Annotated in this window: 15 protein-coding genes; 8 read left to right on the forward strand and 7 right to left on the reverse strand. The window is 71.9% G+C overall.

Annotated elements, in window-relative coordinates:
- Window positions 1-17: 17 nt before the first annotated feature.
- Both VNT59_RS09130 and VNT59_RS09135 read right to left on the reverse strand, forming a co-directional pair.
- Window positions 18-422: a 5-carboxymethyl-2-hydroxymuconate Delta-isomerase gene (locus VNT59_RS09130; protein ID WP_325498020.1), complete on the reverse strand. Its 405-nt coding sequence runs from the start codon at window positions 420-422 to the stop codon at window positions 18-20.
- 30 nt (window positions 423-452) lie between these two features.
- On the reverse strand, window positions 453-1,400 hold the full coding sequence (locus tag VNT59_RS09135) for a carbon-nitrogen hydrolase family protein (RefSeq protein ID WP_325498021.1): 948 nt from the start codon (window positions 1,398-1,400) through the stop codon (window positions 453-455).
- A gap of 146 nt (window positions 1,401-1,546) precedes the next feature.
- Between VNT59_RS09135 and radA the strand changes: the two genes are divergently transcribed.
- Window positions 1,547-2,923 carry a DNA repair protein RadA gene (radA, locus tag VNT59_RS09140; RefSeq protein ID WP_325498022.1) on the forward strand — a complete coding sequence of 459 codons (1,377 nt, stop codon included), beginning with the start codon at window positions 1,547-1,549 and terminating at the stop codon, window positions 2,921-2,923.
- 55 nt (window positions 2,924-2,978) lie between these two features.
- Window positions 2,979-3,392, forward strand: coding sequence for a glycerate kinase (locus VNT59_RS09145; protein WP_325498023.1), 414 nt, complete (start codon window positions 2,979-2,981; stop codon window positions 3,390-3,392).
- A 30-nt stretch (window positions 3,393-3,422) separates the two neighbouring features.
- Here the strand turns inward: VNT59_RS09145 and VNT59_RS09150 are convergent, their stop codons facing one another.
- Window positions 3,423-4,091 (reverse strand): transglutaminase family protein, encoded by a 669-nt coding sequence (locus tag VNT59_RS09150; RefSeq protein ID WP_325498024.1) that lies wholly within the window; start codon window positions 4,089-4,091, stop codon window positions 3,423-3,425.
- A 70-nt stretch (window positions 4,092-4,161) separates the two neighbouring features.
- Here VNT59_RS09150 and VNT59_RS09155 point away from each other — a divergent pair, with 70 nt between their 5' ends.
- From VNT59_RS09155 to waaF, 4 genes are all read left to right on the forward strand, one after another.
- On the forward strand, window positions 4,162-4,779 hold the full coding sequence (locus tag VNT59_RS09155; protein WP_325498025.1) for a transferase hexapeptide repeat family protein: 618 nt from the start codon (window positions 4,162-4,164) through the stop codon (window positions 4,777-4,779).
- A gap of 41 nt (window positions 4,780-4,820) precedes the next feature.
- A complete protein-coding gene (locus VNT59_RS09160; RefSeq protein WP_325498026.1) occupies window positions 4,821-5,753 on the forward strand; it encodes a branched-chain amino acid transaminase in 933 nt (310 codons plus the stop codon).
- Between the two features lie 2 nt (window positions 5,754-5,755).
- Window positions 5,756-5,977 (forward strand): zinc-finger domain-containing protein, encoded by a 222-nt coding sequence (locus VNT59_RS09165; protein WP_325498027.1) that lies wholly within the window; start codon window positions 5,756-5,758, stop codon window positions 5,975-5,977.
- 91 nt (window positions 5,978-6,068) lie between these two features.
- Complete coding sequence (gene waaF / locus VNT59_RS09170; RefSeq protein ID WP_325498028.1) at window positions 6,069-7,073, forward strand: lipopolysaccharide heptosyltransferase II; 1,005 nt, start codon at window positions 6,069-6,071, stop codon at window positions 7,071-7,073.
- 39 nt (window positions 7,074-7,112) lie between these two features.
- Here the strand turns inward: waaF and VNT59_RS09175 are convergent, their stop codons facing one another.
- The 4 genes from VNT59_RS09175 to VNT59_RS09190 all read right to left on the reverse strand — a co-directional run bounded on the left by VNT59_RS09175 (window position 7,113) and on the right by VNT59_RS09190 (window position 11,839).
- Complete coding sequence (locus VNT59_RS09175; protein WP_325498029.1) at window positions 7,113-8,099, reverse strand: nitronate monooxygenase; 987 nt, start codon at window positions 8,097-8,099, stop codon at window positions 7,113-7,115.
- Window positions 8,100-8,182: 83 nt separating this feature from the next.
- Entirely contained in the window at window positions 8,183-9,370 is a 1,188-nt protein-coding gene (locus VNT59_RS09180) for a sensor histidine kinase (protein ID WP_325498030.1), read from the reverse strand.
- 14 nt (window positions 9,371-9,384) lie between these two features.
- Window positions 9,385-10,098 (reverse strand): response regulator transcription factor, encoded by a 714-nt coding sequence (locus tag VNT59_RS09185; RefSeq protein WP_325498031.1) that lies wholly within the window; start codon window positions 10,096-10,098, stop codon window positions 9,385-9,387.
- Window positions 10,099-10,255: 157 nt separating this feature from the next.
- Window positions 10,256-11,839, reverse strand: a complete 1,584-nt coding sequence (locus tag VNT59_RS09190) for an AmpG family muropeptide MFS transporter (protein ID WP_414708371.1) — start codon at window positions 11,837-11,839, stop codon at window positions 10,256-10,258.
- 31 nt (window positions 11,840-11,870) lie between these two features.
- Between VNT59_RS09190 and VNT59_RS09195 the strand changes: the two genes are divergently transcribed.
- Window positions 11,871-12,701, forward strand: coding sequence for a M48 family metallopeptidase (locus tag VNT59_RS09195; protein WP_325498032.1), 831 nt, complete (start codon window positions 11,871-11,873; stop codon window positions 12,699-12,701).
- Window positions 12,702-12,898: 197 nt separating this feature from the next.
- Window positions 12,899-14,806 (forward strand): PAS domain S-box protein, encoded by a 1,908-nt coding sequence (locus tag VNT59_RS09200; RefSeq protein WP_325498033.1) that lies wholly within the window; start codon window positions 12,899-12,901, stop codon window positions 14,804-14,806.
- Window positions 14,807-14,945 lie beyond the last annotated feature (139 nt).

Genomic DNA, 14,945 nt, shown 5'->3' on the forward strand with positions numbered 1-14,945 from the left:
GGCGATCGCGGCTGCGGCTACGTGTTGAACAGCGGATGCAAGGTGCTGTGCTTGCCGTCGTAGACCTGCCCCGGGCTCTCGTCGATCTGCAGCGTCATGCCGAACGGGCGCTGCGCGAACAGCGGCGCGAGCCGGGCCCTGGCGCATTCGAGCAGGCTGTCGCCGACCTGCCGCTTCACGGCGTCGGTGCGGCCGGCGGCCATCCGCAGGTTGAGGTACATGAAGGCATAGTCGCCCTGGCCGTCCGCCACGGCGCAGTGGGCCGCCGGATAGGCCAGCACCCGGGTGCCGCCGGTCGGAAAGACCGGCCGGCCCGCTTCGTCGCGCACCGCGAGCATGGTGTCGCACAGCGCGCGGCACAGTGCCGTCAGGTCGGCCTGCGGTTCAAGGTTGGGGGTGTAGAGGACGACGAGGTGCGGCATGGGCGGTCGGTGACGGCGGTCGGCCTGCGATTATTCCCCGGACGGGCCGCCGTCCATGCACACGGCGTGCTGCGGCGCCGTGTTCACGTGCAGCGAGAACACGTCGGGCCGCGCGTAGTGGCCGACCGCGTCGAAGTCCATCTGCGCCATCGGAATCAGCCCCAGGTCCAGCTCCGCCGTCAGCAGCGCGTCCTCGTTGAACACCGGGCCGGCGAGCAGCTGGCCCAGGGGGTTGACGATGACGCTGCCGCCGCGCATCAGCACGGTGTCGGCGGCGCCGGGCAGGCGGTTGGCGATCGCGTCGGGGAACTGCGAGCGCCGCAGGTGCTGGCAGGCCGAGAGCACGAAGCAGCGGCCTTCCAGCGCGATGTGCTGCATGCTGGCGGCCCAGGTGTCGCGGTCGTCGGCGGTCGGCGCGCAATAGAGCGCCACCCGCTGCTGGTACATCGCCATGCGCAGCGCCGGCATGTAGTTCTCCCAGCAGATCACGGCGCCGAGCCGGCCGAACGGCGTGTCCACGGCCGCCAGCGTCGAGCCGTCGCCGAAGCCCCAGACCAGCCGTTCCAGCGCGGTCGGCATCAGCTTGCGGTGCTTGCCCAGCACCCGACCGTCCGGGCCGAGGTACACCGCGGTGCAGTACAGCGTGCCGCCGTCGCGCTCGATGATGCCCACCACGGCATACATCTGATGCCGCGCCGCCGCCTTGGCCAGTTGCGCGATCTCCGGACCGTCCACCGTGACCGCCGCCTCGTGGTAGCGCCGGAATTCGGCGCGGCCCTCCGGCGTGCGCCCGCCCAGGTAGATGTGGAAGTCGGCGCCCTTCGGGTAGCCGCCGAGGAAGGCTTCGGGGAACACCAGCAGCTGCACGCCGCGCGCCGCGGCTTCGGCCATGAGCGCCAGCGCGCGTTCCAGCGTGGCCGGCGTGTCCAGCAGGACGGTGGCGGTCTGCGCCACCGCGGCGGTGAGTGTGCTGCTCATTCGAAGCTCCTCTCGTGCGGCTGCGGGCCGGGGTCTCGGTCGCTGGCGGGTTGCGGCCCCGCCATGGCCCCCCCGTCACGGGGCCCGGTTCGCAGAATACCTCCTCGCCCGGGCGCCGGTGGCCAGGCGGCTATAGTCGCGCGGCAATGGCGAAGGAAAAAACCAGCTACACCTGCACCGAGTGCGGCGGCGCCAGCCCGCGCTGGCTGGGCAAGTGCCCGCATTGCGAGGCCTGGAACACGCTGATCGAAACGGTGCCGGAGTCGGCGGCCCCCGGCCGCAACCGGTTCGCCTCGCTGGCCAAGACGGCGGCGGTGACCGCCCTGGCCGACATCGAGGCCAGCGACGTCGAGCGGGCGCCGACCGGGATCGGCGAACTCGACCGGGTGCTGGGCGGCGGCATCGTCGAGGGCGGCGTCGTGCTGATCGGCGGCGACCCGGGCATCGGCAAGTCGACGCTGCTGCTGCAGGCGCTCGACGCGCTGCAGCGGGCGGAGGTGCCCACGCTGTACGTGACGGGCGAGGAAAGCGGTGCCCAGGTGGCGCTGCGCTCGCGCCGGCTCGGCCTGGACAACTCGCAGGTCAAGGTGCTCGCCGAGATCCAGCTGGAGAAGATCCTGGCGACGATCGCGTCGACGCAGCCGGCGGTGGCGGTGATCGACTCGATCCAGACCGTCTATTCCGACCAGCTCACCTCCGCGCCCGGCTCGGTGGCCCAGGTGCGCGAGTGCGCCGCCCACCTGACGCGCGCCGCCAAGGCCGGCGCCACCAGCATCGTGCTGGTCGGCCACGTCACCAAGGAGGGCGCCCTGGCCGGGCCGCGGGTGCTGGAGCACATGGTCGACACGGTGCTCTATTTCGAGGGCGACACCCACTCCAGCTTCCGGCTGGTGCGCGCGATCAAGAACCGCTTCGGCGCCGTCAACGAGATCGGCGTCTTCGCCATGACCGAGAAGGGCCTGAAGGGCGTGGCCAATCCGAGCGCGATCTTCCTGTCGCAGCACAGCGAGCCGGTGCCGGGCAGCTGCGTGCTGGTGACGCTGGAAGGCACGCGGCCGATGCTGGTGGAGATCCAGGCGCTGGTGGACAGCGGCGGCCCGAGCCCGCGCCGGCTGTCGGTCGGCCTGGACCGCGACCGGCTGGCGATGCTGCTGGCGGTGCTGCACCGGCACGCGGGCGTGGCCTGCATGGACCAGGACGTGTTCGTCAACGCCGTCGGCGGCGTGCGCATCAGCGAGCCGGCGGCCGACCTGGCCGTGATGCTGGCGATCACCTCCAGCCTGCGCGGCCGGCCGCTGCCCAAGGGCTTCATCGCCTTCGGCGAGGTCGGGCTGGCCGGCGAGGTGCGGCCGGCGCCGCGCGGCCAGGAGCGGCTGCGCGAAGCGGCGAAACTGGGCTTCTCGGTGGCCGTCGTGCCGAAGGCGAACGCGCCGCGCAAGGGCAGCCGCGAGATCGAAGGGCTCGCCATCCACCCGGTGGACCGGATCGAGGAAGCGATGGACGTGGTGCGCGGCCTCGACTGAGCCGGTACGCAGTGGCCGCAGTGCCGGCGGCCGCCAAACCAATGACAATCGACTCATGAACCTGCAGAAGATCCTGGCGCCCATCCTGGGCGTGGTCCTGGTTGCCGCCGCCTGGCGCGCCTACGGCTGGGCCGGCGTCGCGCTGGTGCTCAGCGGCATCGTGATGTGGATGCTGCTGCACTTCACGCGCCTGACGCGGGTGCTCGGCAAGACCGCCGACCGGCCGATGGGGTACGTCGGCAGCGCGGTGATGCTCAACGCCAAGCTCAAGCCGGGCGTGAACCTGCTGCACGTGATCGCAATGACCGAGGCGATGGGCGAGCGGCTGTCGGCGGAGCACGAGGAGCCGGAGATCTACCGCTGGACCGACGGCACGGCGTCCAGCGTCACCTGCGAGTTCGTCAAGGGCCGGCTGGCGAAGTGGACGCTGTCGCGGCCCGAGCAGCCGGAAGCAGCGCCGCCGGCATGAGCCGCTGAACACCACACGGCCGAAACGGACTCAGCGCGCTTCCCGCGCCGCATCGGCGGCGAAGTCCGCCTCCGCTTCGGGCGGCTTGGCCCAGCCGGGATACAGCGCCGCGAAGTCCGCGGCGATCCGCGCCGCCGGCACGTCGTCGAAGCTGCCGCGCTGGTTGACGTACTCCATGTGGCGCCGTCCTTCCTTGTCGTAGGGGTGGTACAGCGAATCGGTGCGGCCGTCCCAATCCAGCGGGTGGATGCCGAAGCGCTCGCACAGCGCCAGGTTGAACGCCGGCGTCGCCTTCACCCAGGCGCCCTCCAGCCACAGCTCGGTGTAGCCGTGCCAGACGTACAGGTCGGTCTGCAGGATCTTGCGCAGCCGCTCGGTGGAGAGATGGTTGCGCACGTCGGCGTAGCCGACCCGCGCCGGAATGCCGGCGGCGCGGGCGGCCGCGGCCAGCAGCGCCGCCTTCGGCACGCACCAGCCGTAGCCGCATTCGATCACCCGGCTGGCCCGCAGGCCGGCCACGCTCAGGTCGACGCGGTAGGGGTCGTAGCGGAATTCGTCGCGCACCAGGTAGTAGAGGTCGACCGCCCGGTCCCGGGGCGTGGCGCCGTGGGCGCGCGCGGCCAATTCGCGCACCGCCGGGTGGTCGCTGTCGATCAGCGCCGTCGGCGCCAGGGTGGCCGGGGTGGGCGAGACGGTCATGGTCAAGGTCTCCTCGGATCCACTATACGGCCGACCCCATAATGGCCCGCGAGAACCCCAGGAGACAGCAATGCCTTGCTACGCGATCGACGACGTGGTGCCGGTGGTCGACCCGAGCGCCTACGTCCATCCCACGGCGGTCCTGATCGGCGACGTGATCGTCGGCCCCGACTGCTTCGTCGGGCCGGCCGCCGTGCTGCGGGGCGATTTCGGCCGCATCGTGCTGCGGCGCGGCGCGAACGTGCAGGACACCTGCGTCGTCCACGGCTTTCCCAGGCAGGACACGCTGATCGAGGAGAACGGGCACATCGGCCACGGCGCCGTCCTGCATTGCTGCATCGTGCGCCGCGACGCGCTGGTGGGCATGAACGCGGTGGTGCTGGACGAAGCCGAGATCGGCGCCGAAGCGATGGTCGCGGCCTGCGCCTTCGTTCCGGCGGCGATGAAGGTGCCGCCGCGGACCCTGGTCGCGGGCATCCCGGCCAAGGTGCGCCGGGAGCTCAGCGACGACGAAGTGGCCGGCAAGCGCGCCGGCACCGAGGTCTACCAGGAGCTCACCGTGCGCAGCCTGGCCTCGATGCGCGAAGTGGCGCCGCTGGCCGCCGTCACGCCCGAGCGCCGCCGCCTGCCCGTGACCAAGGTGGATGCCCTGGTGGCCGGCCGGGCGGCGCCCGGACGGGGCGCTTAAAATCTGCAGGTTTTACCCCTGACGGAAAAAGGACAAGGCTCATGATCGCTCCCTCGATGGCCGACCGCGACGGCAAGATCTGGATGGACGGCGAGATGGTGGACTGGCGCGACGCCAAGATCCACGTGCTGACCCACACGCTGCACTACGGTTGCGGCGTCTTCGAGGGGGTCCGGGCCTACAACACCGTCGACGGCACCGCCGTGTTCCGCCTGCAGGAGCACACCGACCGCCTGTTCAACAGCGCCAAGATCCTGCGCATGCAGATCCCGTTCAGCAAGGAGCAGGTCAACGAGGCGCAGCGCGCCGTGGTCCGCGCCAACAAGCTGGAGTCCTGCTACATCCGGCCGCTGGTCTGGATCGGCTCGCAGAAGCTGGGCGTCAGCCCCAAGGGCAACCAGATCCACGTCATGTGCGCGGCCTGGGCCTGGGGCGCCTACCTGGGCGAGGAAGGCATGAAGCGCGGCATCCGCGTCAAGACCTCCAGCTACTCGCGCCACCACGTCAACATCACGATGACGCAGGCCAAGGCGGTGAGCAACTACAGCAACTCGATCCTGGCCAACATGGAGGCGCTGGACGACGGCTACGACGAGGCGCTGCTGCTGGACAGCTCGGGCTTCGTCAGCGAGGGCGCTGGCGAGAACGTCTTCATCGTCAAGAACGGCGTGATCTACACGCCCGACCTGTCGGCCGGCGCCCTGAACGGCATCACCCGCAACACCGTGTTCGCGATCTGCCGCGACCTGGGCATCGAGATCGTGCAGAAGCGCATCACGCGCGACGAGGTCTACATCGCCGACGAGGCCTTCTTCAGCGGCACCGCCGCCGAAGTGACGCCGATCCGCGAGCTCGACCGCCTGGAGATCGGCGCCGGCTCGCGCGGCCCGATCACCGAGAAGATCCAGAGCGCCTTCTTCGAGATCGTCAACGGCCGCAATCCGAAGTACGCCAACTGGCTCACCAAGGTCTGATCATGGACAAGGCAGTGAAGAAAGAGGCGGTCGTGGAGCTCCTGACTTCCGACCTGAACGCCAACGGCGGGGTGTTCTGCCCCAGCCCCAAGGCCGACATGAAGCTCTGGAACAGCCATCCCCGGATCTACCTCGACGTGGCCAGCACCGGCCAGGCGATGTGCGCCTATTGCGGCACCGTGTACAAGCTCAAGGCCGGCGAGCATTTCGGCGGCGGCCACTGAGCGCCGGTCGCCGGCGGCCGCGGCTTGCGATCCGCCCGCCGCGACTGCGCCTGGCGCCGCGGCGTCCCGGTCCAGCCCGGGATGACGACACGTGACCCAAACCCTCATCGTCGCCCCGCAGTGGATCGGTGACGCCGTGATGACGCAGCCGCTGCTGGCGCGGCTGCGGGCCCGCGGCGAGCGGCTCACCGTCGGCGCGCTGCCATGGGTGGCGCCGGTGTACCGGGCCATGCCCGAGGTCGACCACGTCGTCGAGTTCCCGTTCCAGCACGGCGGCCTGCAGCTGCGGGCCCGGCGCGCCATCGCCCGCGAGCTCTCGGGCCGCTTCGACGTCGCCTACGTGCTGCCGAACTCGCTCAAGAGCGCGCTGCTGCCCTTTCTCTGCGGCATCCCCAGGCGCGTCGGCTACCTCGGCGAGGCGCGCGTCGGCCTGCTGACCGAGCGCCTGAAGAATCCCAGGAACAAGCCGCCGATGGTGGCGTTCTACTCGGCCCTGAGCGGCGAGACCGAGGGCCTCGAGGCCGACCGGCCGCGGCTGCAGCTGGACGCCGCCACCGTGACGGCGGCGCTCGGCACGCACGGGCTGCAGCGGCAAGGCTACGTGGTATTCGCGCCGGGCGCGGAGTATGGACCGGCCAAGCGCTGGCCGCCGATCCACTTCGCCGAACTGGCCCGCGCGCTGGACCGGCCCAGCGTGCTGCTCGGGTCGGCCAAGGAGGCGCCGCTGTGCGCCGAGATCGCGCGGGAGGCCGGCGCCGCCCGCTGCATCGACCTGGCCGGTCGGACCTCGCTGGTCGAGGCCTTCGCGATCATCGCGGCGGCCCGTTCGGTGGTCAGCAACGACTCCGGGCTGATGCACGTGGCGGCGGCGTTCGCCGTGCCCCAGGTGGCCCTGTTCGGCTCGTCCAGTCCGCTGCACACGCCGCCCTTGAACCAGCACGCGCAGGTCGTCTGGCTGAAGCAGGATCCCGGCTACCAGCCGCCGCTGGACTGCGCGCCGTGCTTCGAGCGCGAGTGCCCGCTGGGCCACCAGCGCTGCCTGTTCGACATCACGCCGCAGCGGGTGCTGGAACTGCTGCGCTCGGCGGGCACTTGAAGGGCCGGGCGCGAGGCCCGCAGCCGCCGGCGCGCCGCGCTAACCCAGGATCGCCTGCGCCTGCCGCGTCATCCGCTGGACGATGTCGGCCGCGGTCGGCAGGTCGTTGATCAGCCCCACCGCCTCGCCCACGGTCGCATGGGCCCGGGTGAAATCGCCGGCCTGCAGACCGGCTTCGTATTCGGCCCGCGCCGGCCCGGGGTCCGCCAGCAGCTCCGGCAGGCGGTGCTCCCAGCGCCGGTGCAGGTCGTTGCGGATGCAGCGGAAGTCGTAGGGCTGCGGCCAGTCCTTGCCGCGCAGGACGTCGAAGATGCGGCTGCGCGCGGTGCCGTCCCCCGTGGTCGCCAGCGCCTGCTGCTTGGCGCCCGGGGCGGCGAGGCTTTCGGCCGACGCCCACAGCCGCGAGCCGACCAGCGCGCCGTCGGCGCCGAGCACGCGGGCGGCCGCCAGCGTGCGGCCGTCGGCAATGCCGCCGGCGGCCAGCAGCATGGTGTCGGGCGCATGCGCTGCCAGCCAGTCCGCCGCCTCCGGCACGAACGAGATGATGGCCCGGCTGTTGAGCGAGTCGACGCAGTGGCCGCCGGCCTCGCCGCCTTGCACCGCGACCACCGTGGCGCCCGCGTCGACCGCGCGCGGCAGCTCCTCCAGGCGCTGCACCTGGAAGATCAGCTCGGCGCCGCTTGCCTGGATGCGCGCGGCGTAGCGCTGCGGGTCCCCGAACGACAGCATGATCGCGCGCGGCCGGCGCTCCAGCACCCAGTCGAGCGCGGAGGCGTCCTGATCGAGCTTCCACACGATGAAGCCGCAGCCGATGCGGCCGGTGCCGCCGGCCAGTTCCTGGGCGAGTCCGTATTCGCGGCTGGTCCAGGCCAGGTCGCCGTAGCCGCCGCCGACCAGGCCGAGCGTGCCGGCGCGCGCGCAGGCCGCGGCCAGGGCGCCGCCGGAAGCCAGGGCCATGGGCGCCAGCGCGATCGGAGAAGCCAGATCGAAGCGGCGGCTGAAGCGGGAGGCGAGGGCAAGGTTCATGGCCGGATTGTGGCGGCGAACGCCCGGCGGCGTGCCTGCCCGGCGCCCAACGACCGGACCCGGCCGCGGGGAATCGGCCTCGCTCAGCCCGGCGCGGCGGGCAGCCGCAGCACGAAGCAGGCGCCGCCGCCGTCCTGGTCTTCGCAGGCCACGCTGCCGTGGTGGCGCTGCGCGATCGAGCGCACCAGCGCCAGGCCCAGGCCGACGCCGCCATGGACTTCGCTGGCGCCCGGCAGCCGGTAGAACGGCTCGAAGATGCGCTCGCGCTCGGCGGGCGGCACGCCGGGACCGCGGTCGCGCACCCGCAGCACGACCTCGCGGCCTTCGCGCGCCAGCTCGGTGGTGACCGGCCCGCTGCTGTAGCGGCGGGCGTTCTCCAGCAGGTTGCGGATGGCGCGCCGCAGCAGCTTGACCACGCCGCGCGCCACCACCGCCTGCCCGTCCGCCGCCGGCAGCAGTTCGGCGGCGGTGCGCGCGCATTCCTCGGCCGCCAGGCCGGTGAGGTCGACCGCCTCGAAGCTGCCGATGTCGGTCTCCCGGGCATCGAGCCGGCTTGCCAGCAGGATCTCGTCGATCAACTGGTCGAGCTCGGCGATGTTGCGGCGGATCTCGTCCTTGAACGACTCGGAGGCGTCCGGCCCCATCAGTTCCAGCCCCATGCGGATGCGCGCCAGCGGCGAGCGCAGCTCGTGCGACGCATTGGCCAGCAGCGACTTGTGGGTCTTGAGCAGGGCCTCGAGCCGCTCGGCCGCGTGGTTGAAGCGCTGGGCGACGAAGGCGAGCTCGTCGGAGCCGGCCTCGTTGATCCGCACCGACAGGTCGCCCTCGCCCCAGCGCTCGACGCCGCGCCGCATGTCGTCGAGCCGCTGCGTCAGCCGCCGCACGATCGGGTAGGCGCCGATGGCCACCGCCAGCGCGGTGATGCCCAGGATCCACAGCAGGTTGTTGGAGGTGCGCAGCCAGGGCCGCGTCGAGGGGCCCTCGCCGGGACCGCGCGCGCGCGGCGGCAGCTGCACGAACTGGGTGCTGCCGTCATTCATGGTCACCTGGAACTCCAGGCCCTGGCCCGGCACCCAGGCCGCGCGCTGCGTCACGCGGCCGATGATCTCGCCGCCTTCGTTGCGGATGATCACTTCGCGCGCCGGCGCCTGCTGCGCGTTGACGCGCCACAGCCAGCCGAAGGCCAGCGTGACGGCGACCACCGCCAGCACGACCGCCAGCCACAGCCGCAGGTAGAGGGGAAAACGGAACCGGTCCCGCCAGGGCGCCATCGCGAGCGGCTCCTTCAGTCCTGCTGCTTGGCGAACACGTAGCCGACGCCGCGCACGGTGAGGATGCGCTTCGGGTTCTTGGGATCGGCTTCGATCGCCGCGCGGATGCGGCCCATGTGGACGTCGATCGAGCGGTCGAACGCCTCCAGTTCGCGGCCGCGCACGGCTTCCATGATCTGGTCGCGGGTCAGGACCCGGCCGGCGCGCTCGGCCAGCGTGATCAGCAGGTCGAACTGGTACGAGGTGAGCTCGCAGGGCTTGCCGCCGACCGTGACGGTGCGCGCGTCGCGGTCGATCTCCAGCGAGCCGAAGCGCATCACCTTCGCGGCGGGCTCCGGGCCGCCGCTGCGCCGCCGCAGGATGGCGCGGATCCGTGCCAGCAGTTCGCGCGGCTCGAAGGGCTTGGGCACGTAGTCGTCGGCGCCCAGCTCGAGGCCGACGATGCGGTCCATCGGATCGCCCTTGGCGGTGAGCATCAGCACCGGCACCTGGCCGCGGTCGCCCGGCAGCGCGCGGATGCGGCGGCACACCTCCAGCCCGTCCATGTCCGGCAGCATCAGGTCCAGGATCACCAGGTCGGGCGCGGCGCCGGCCCCCGGTTCCTGCAACAGGGCGAGGCCGGCCTTGGCGTCGATCGCATGGGTGATGCCGAAGCCGGAACGCTCCAGGTACTCGCCCACCATCTGTGCCAGGCGGGCGTCGTCCTCGATGATCAACAGTTGCTGCATGGCCGGATGGTAATGAATCGCTGCACGCTCGGGAAACGCCGAGCAGCCATGGTGGCGGCGCAGCCGACGCGCCGCTTGAAGCGGCGGTAAAGTTAGGTAAATGGCCGCGTCGATGCGATGCGAGCGGCCCGCGCCGCGGCCCAGTCAACGCGCCGCGCTACCGGGCCTTGACCGTCGTCACGCGCGAGGCCAGCCAGACCAGCAGCAGCACCGGCAGGCCGAGCAGCGCCGTCGACGTGAAGAAATTGACGTAGCCGTAGGCGTTCACGTATTCGCCGGAGAAGCCGGCGAGGTACTTCGGCAGCAGCAGCATGACCGAGGAGAACAGCGCGTACTGCGTCGCCGAATAGCCGACGTTGGTGAGGCTGGAGAGATAGGCCACGAACGCCGCCGAGGCGATCCCGCTGGAGAGGTTGTCGGCCGACACGATCGCGATCAGCGCGCCGAAATCGTGGCCGCGGGTGCCGAGCCAGGCGAACAGCAGGTTGCTGGCGGCGCTCAGCACGGCGCCCAGCATCAGGATGCGCATCACCCCGTAGCGCAGCGACAGCACGCCGCCGACGAAGGCCCCGGCCAGCGTCATGATCACGCCGAACACCTTGGTGACAGCGGCCACTTCGCTCTTGGTGTAGCCCATGTCGACGTAGAACGGGTTGGCCATGATCCCCATGACGATGTCGCTGATGCGGTACACCGAGATCAGCATCAGGATCAGCACCGCCTGCCAGCCGTAGCGGCGCAGGAATTCGGCGAACGGCTCGACCACCACCAGCTGCAGCCATGCGGCGGCGGGGGCCAGCCCGGGCGGCACCCGCACCTTCAGCGTGCGGCCGGCGCCCCAGCCGGCCCACAGTCCGACCGCGCCCAGCGCCAGCGCCAGCGCGTGCAGCACGGCCTCGGGCCAGCCGATCGCGCCCAGCGGCGCGCGCACCATCGCCGTCATCAGCCCGAGCAGTCCGGCGCCGACCAGCGCCTGCGGCCAGCCGATCGACAGCCCGTCGCGCGCCAGTTGCCCTGCGAGGTCGCGCCGCAGCGACCGGTCGGCCCGGGCGTCGCGCGGCCGCGGCTCGCGCGAGACGAACACGGTGAGCACGCCCACCAGCATCGAGCCGGCCATGGCCAGGTAGGCGGTGCGCCAGGCGTCCTGCTGGTAGGCCTGCAGGCCCGCGACCTCGGCCCCCGCCGCGATCCACAACACCCCGGCGCCGGCCCAGATCATTGCCAGCCGGTAGCCGGTCTGGTAGGTGGCCGCCAGCGCCGCCTGCCGGTCGCTGCCGGCCGACTCGATGCGGAACGCGTCGAGCGCGATGTCCTGGGTGGCCGAGCCGAAGGCGACGGCGATCGCGCACCAGATGATCGTCTGCAGGCCGGCGCGCGGGTCCGCCACCGCCATGCCGACCAGTCCCGCCATCACCACCGCCTGCGCGACCAGCAGCCACGCGCGCCGCTGTCCCAGGGCGCGCGACAGCAGCGGGATCGGCAGCCGGTCGACCAGCGGCGCCCACAGCCACTTGAAGGCGTACGCCAGCCCCACCCAGCTCAGGAAGCCGATGGTGGCGCGATCGACGCCGGCTTCGCGCAGGCGAAAGCTCAAGGTGCCCAGCACCAGCAGCAGCGGCAGCCCGGCGGAGAAGCCGAGAAACAGCATGCGCAGGGTGGCCGGCTCGAGGTACACCGCCAGCGTCTGGCCCCAGCTTGGACGTGGCTCGGTCTGAGGGGCAGTGGGGGTGTTGTCCGACATGGCTGCAATGGTGCGTCATTATCATGGCCGCATGTGCCTCCAGTGCTACGCCAGGTCCTCGCTGCCGCGCCGCGGCTTCCTGACGGCGCTGGCCGCGGGCGCGGCTGCGCCGGTGCTGGCGCAGGTGCAGGTCGGCCCGGCGTCGCGCCTGCGCACGCTGGTGCCGGCGGACGAACTGGAACTGGCGGCGACCCAGGAATACGCCAAGCTGCTGGCACAGGCGCGCCAGCAGGGCGCGCTGGCGCCCGAGAGCCATCCCCAGTTGCAGGCGCTGCGCTCGGTCGCCGGGCGGCTGATCGAGCAGAGCGCGCGCTGGAATGACCGGGCCCGCTCCTGGCGCTGGGAGGTCAACCTGATCGGCAGCAAGCAGATCAACGCCTTCTGCATGCCCGGCGGCAAGATCGCGGTGTTCACCGGCTTGCTGAACCAGCTGCATTTGAGCGAGGACGAAACCGCGATGGTGGTGGGCCACGAGATGGCCCATGCGCTGCGCGAACATGCGCGCGAGCGCATCGCCAAGAGCCAGGGCACCGGCACGCTGCTGTCGCTGGGCGCCCAGATCCTCGGCCTGGGCCAGATCGGCGACATCGCGGCGAACATCGGCACCCAGTTGCTGACCTTGCGCTTCAGCCGCGAGGACGAGATCGACGCCGACCTGGTGGGGCTGGAGCTGGCGGCGCGCGCCGGCTTCGATCCCAATGCGTCGCTGCGCCTGTGGCAGAAGATGGCGCAGGCGCAGGGCGGCAACGCCGGCCCGGCCTTCCTGTCGACCCACCCGAGCGGCCCGGAACGCATGCGCCGCCTGCAGGAAAACGTGCCGCGCGTGCGCGGGCTGTACCAGCAGGCGATCGCGCGGCGCTGAGCGCGCACCGGCGGGCCCCGGCGCCTGCCTTCAGCGACGACCGCGGCTTCGGGGTGGCCCGAATTGGTTAGGCAATCGACTTACGGCGGCCCCTGCCCGGCTGCGCGAGACTGCGCTCCAAACAACTGTGACGTGAAGCAGCTCAAGGCGCGGCGCGGCCAAGCGCGACGCCCTGCGCTGCGCAGGGAGCGCCACTCATGAAGTCTTACCTGTCGAGCCGGCCGGGCGCCGGCGGGGCGGCGCCGGAGGCCGCCGACGGCGCCGTGCTGGGCATGGCGATGCGCCTTGGCCGCCTCAGCGCCTGGACCCTCGACCTTCCGCAGATGCGGCTGCACTGGTCCAGCGAGGCGCTGGCCATGCACGGCTACGACGCCCGCCGGCACGGGCCGCTCACGATCGAAGTGCTGCTCTCGGCGATCGATCCCCAGTACCGCTCGAGCGTCGAGCAGGCCCTGCAGGCCTGCCTGAGCCACGGCACCGCGTTCGAGGTGGAAGCCCTGGCCCGCAGCCAACAGCGGGCGGTCTGGATGCGCCTGATCGGCGAGGCCGAGCGCGATGCCCAGGGCCACATCGTGCGCATCCGGGGCGCCGTGCAGGACATCACCGAGCCGAAGGCGACCGCGCAGCGGGCGCACGAGACCAGCGAGCGGCTGGTCGCGACGCTGGAGAGCATCAGCGACGCGTTCTTCACGATCGACCGCGAGTGGCGCTTCACGTACGTCAACCGCGAGGCCGAGCGGCTGCTGCGCCGGCCGCGCGAGCAACTGGTCGGCCAGGTGCTGTGGGACGCCTTCCCGGAGGCGCTCGAGTCGGCGTTCCACCGCGAGTACGAACGCGCGCTGGCCACCTACCGCGCCGTGGAATTCGAATCGCATTTCGCGCCGCTGGACCTGTGGGCGCAGGTGAAGGCGTTTCCCTCGCCACTCGGGCTGGCGGTCTACCTGCGCGACGTCACGCAGGAGCACCGGATGCGGCGCGCCTTGAGCGACACCGAGGACCAGCACCGCATGCTGTTCGAGACCAGCATCGACGCGATCCTGAACGCCCGCCCCGACGGCGCCGTCGAGCAGGCCAATCCGGCGGCCTGCGCCCTGTTCGGCATGACGCAGGCGCAGTTCCGCCGGGTCGGCCGCAGCGGCCTGGTCGCCGCCGAGGACCGCCGCATCGACGCGCTGCGCGCCCAGCGGCGCCGCACCGGCGTCTGCAAGGGCGACCTCACCATGGTGCGCGGCGACGGTTCGCGCTTCGAGGCCGAGATCACCGCCGTCGACTACCAGACCGGCGGTGGCGAAACCCGCAGCTACGTGATCATCCGCGACCAGACCGAACGGCTGCGGGCGCGGCGGCAGATCGAGGCGCTCAACGCGGACCTGGCCGACCGGGTGCGGGTGCGCACCGCGCAGCTCGAATCGGCCAATACCGAACTCAAGGCCTTCGCCCATTCGCTGGCGCACGATCTGCGGGCGCTGATCGCGACCGTGGAACGGTTCGCCGCCATCCTCGCCGGCTCGCTGGAACGTGGCGGCTCGGCCAGCGACGGCGAGTACCTGAGGCGCATCCGGGCCGCGGCGCGGCAGATGGAGGACTTCACCCAGGCGCTGCTCTCGCTGGCCCGCGTGTCGCAGGCGCCGCTCGCCTGGGGCCGTGTCGATCTCGCGGCGCTGGCGCAGGGCGTGCTGGCGGCCCTGCAGGAGCACGACCCCGGCCGCACGGTCGCCTGGCAGGTGCAGCCGGGGCTGCTGGTCGACGGCGACGCGCGGCTGCTGCAGATGGCGCTGGAGAACCTGCTGGCGAACGCCTGGAAGTTCACCAGCCGGCGCGCGGTGGCCGAAATCAGCTTCGGCGCGCGCACCGACGGCGGCCAGACCGTGTACTTCGTGCGGGACAACGGGGCCGGCTTCCACGCGGGGCAGGCGCACCGGCTGTTCGGCACCTTCCAGCGCCTGCATGCGGGCGCCGACTTCCCCGGCACGGGCATTGGCCTGGCCAACGTCCGGCGCATCATCGGCCGCCATGGCGGCCGGGTCTGGGCGGAGAGCGTCGAAGGCGAGGGCGCGACCTTCTTCTTCACGCTCGGCGCGGCGCAGGATCCCGAGGCGCCGTGACGGCGACCCGCCGTCCGCCGAGCTGAGCGACGCGCAGCGGGAGCGCCGGCCCAACCACTGGGGCCGGGGCGCTTGGCGCTCGCGGGGGCTTCCCCGCGCCGCCCATTCCCGAGGGCGATGCTGGGCGATTCGCGCCCCG

The organism is Ramlibacter sp. (assembly GCF_035554825.1).
Classification (GTDB): Bacteria; Pseudomonadota; Gammaproteobacteria; order Burkholderiales; family Burkholderiaceae_C; genus Ramlibacter.

Excerpts from the sequence above, each read along its gene's own strand:
- VNT59_RS09165 (WP_325498027.1), top strand. The coding sequence starts at position 5,756 with ATGGACAAGGCAGTGAAGAAAGAGGCGGTCGTGGAGCTCCTGACTTCC.
- VNT59_RS09155 (WP_325498025.1), top strand. The coding sequence starts at position 4,162 with ATGCCTTGCTACGCGATCGACGACGTGGTGCCGGTGGTCGACCCGAGC.
- VNT59_RS09150 (WP_325498024.1), bottom strand. The coding sequence starts at position 4,091 with ATGACCGTCTCGCCCACCCCGGCCACCCTGGCGCCGACGGCGCTGATC.
- VNT59_RS09135 (WP_325498021.1), bottom strand. The coding sequence starts at position 1,400 with ATGAGCAGCACACTCACCGCCGCGGTGGCGCAGACCGCCACCGTCCTG.
- VNT59_RS09200 (WP_325498033.1), top strand. The coding sequence starts at position 12,899 with ATGAAGTCTTACCTGTCGAGCCGGCCGGGCGCCGGCGGGGCGGCGCCG.
- VNT59_RS09190 (WP_414708371.1), bottom strand. The coding sequence starts at position 11,839 with ATGTCGGACAACACCCCCACTGCCCCTCAGACCGAGCCACGTCCAAGC.
- VNT59_RS09160 (WP_325498026.1), top strand. The coding sequence starts at position 4,821 with ATGATCGCTCCCTCGATGGCCGACCGCGACGGCAAGATCTGGATGGAC.
- VNT59_RS09130 (WP_325498020.1), bottom strand. The coding sequence starts at position 422 with ATGCCGCACCTCGTCGTCCTCTACACCCCCAACCTTGAACCGCAGGCC.
- VNT59_RS09180 (WP_325498030.1), bottom strand. The coding sequence starts at position 9,370 with ATGGCGCCCTGGCGGGACCGGTTCCGTTTTCCCCTCTACCTGCGGCTG.
- radA (WP_325498022.1), top strand. The coding sequence starts at position 1,547 with ATGGCGAAGGAAAAAACCAGCTACACCTGCACCGAGTGCGGCGGCGCC.
- VNT59_RS09145 (WP_325498023.1), top strand. The coding sequence starts at position 2,979 with ATGAACCTGCAGAAGATCCTGGCGCCCATCCTGGGCGTGGTCCTGGTT.
- VNT59_RS09175 (WP_325498029.1), bottom strand. The coding sequence starts at position 8,099 with ATGAACCTTGCCCTCGCCTCCCGCTTCAGCCGCCGCTTCGATCTGGCT.
- VNT59_RS09195 (WP_325498032.1), top strand. The coding sequence starts at position 11,871 with ATGTGCCTCCAGTGCTACGCCAGGTCCTCGCTGCCGCGCCGCGGCTTC.
- VNT59_RS09185 (WP_325498031.1), bottom strand. The coding sequence starts at position 10,098 with ATGCAGCAACTGTTGATCATCGAGGACGACGCCCGCCTGGCACAGATG.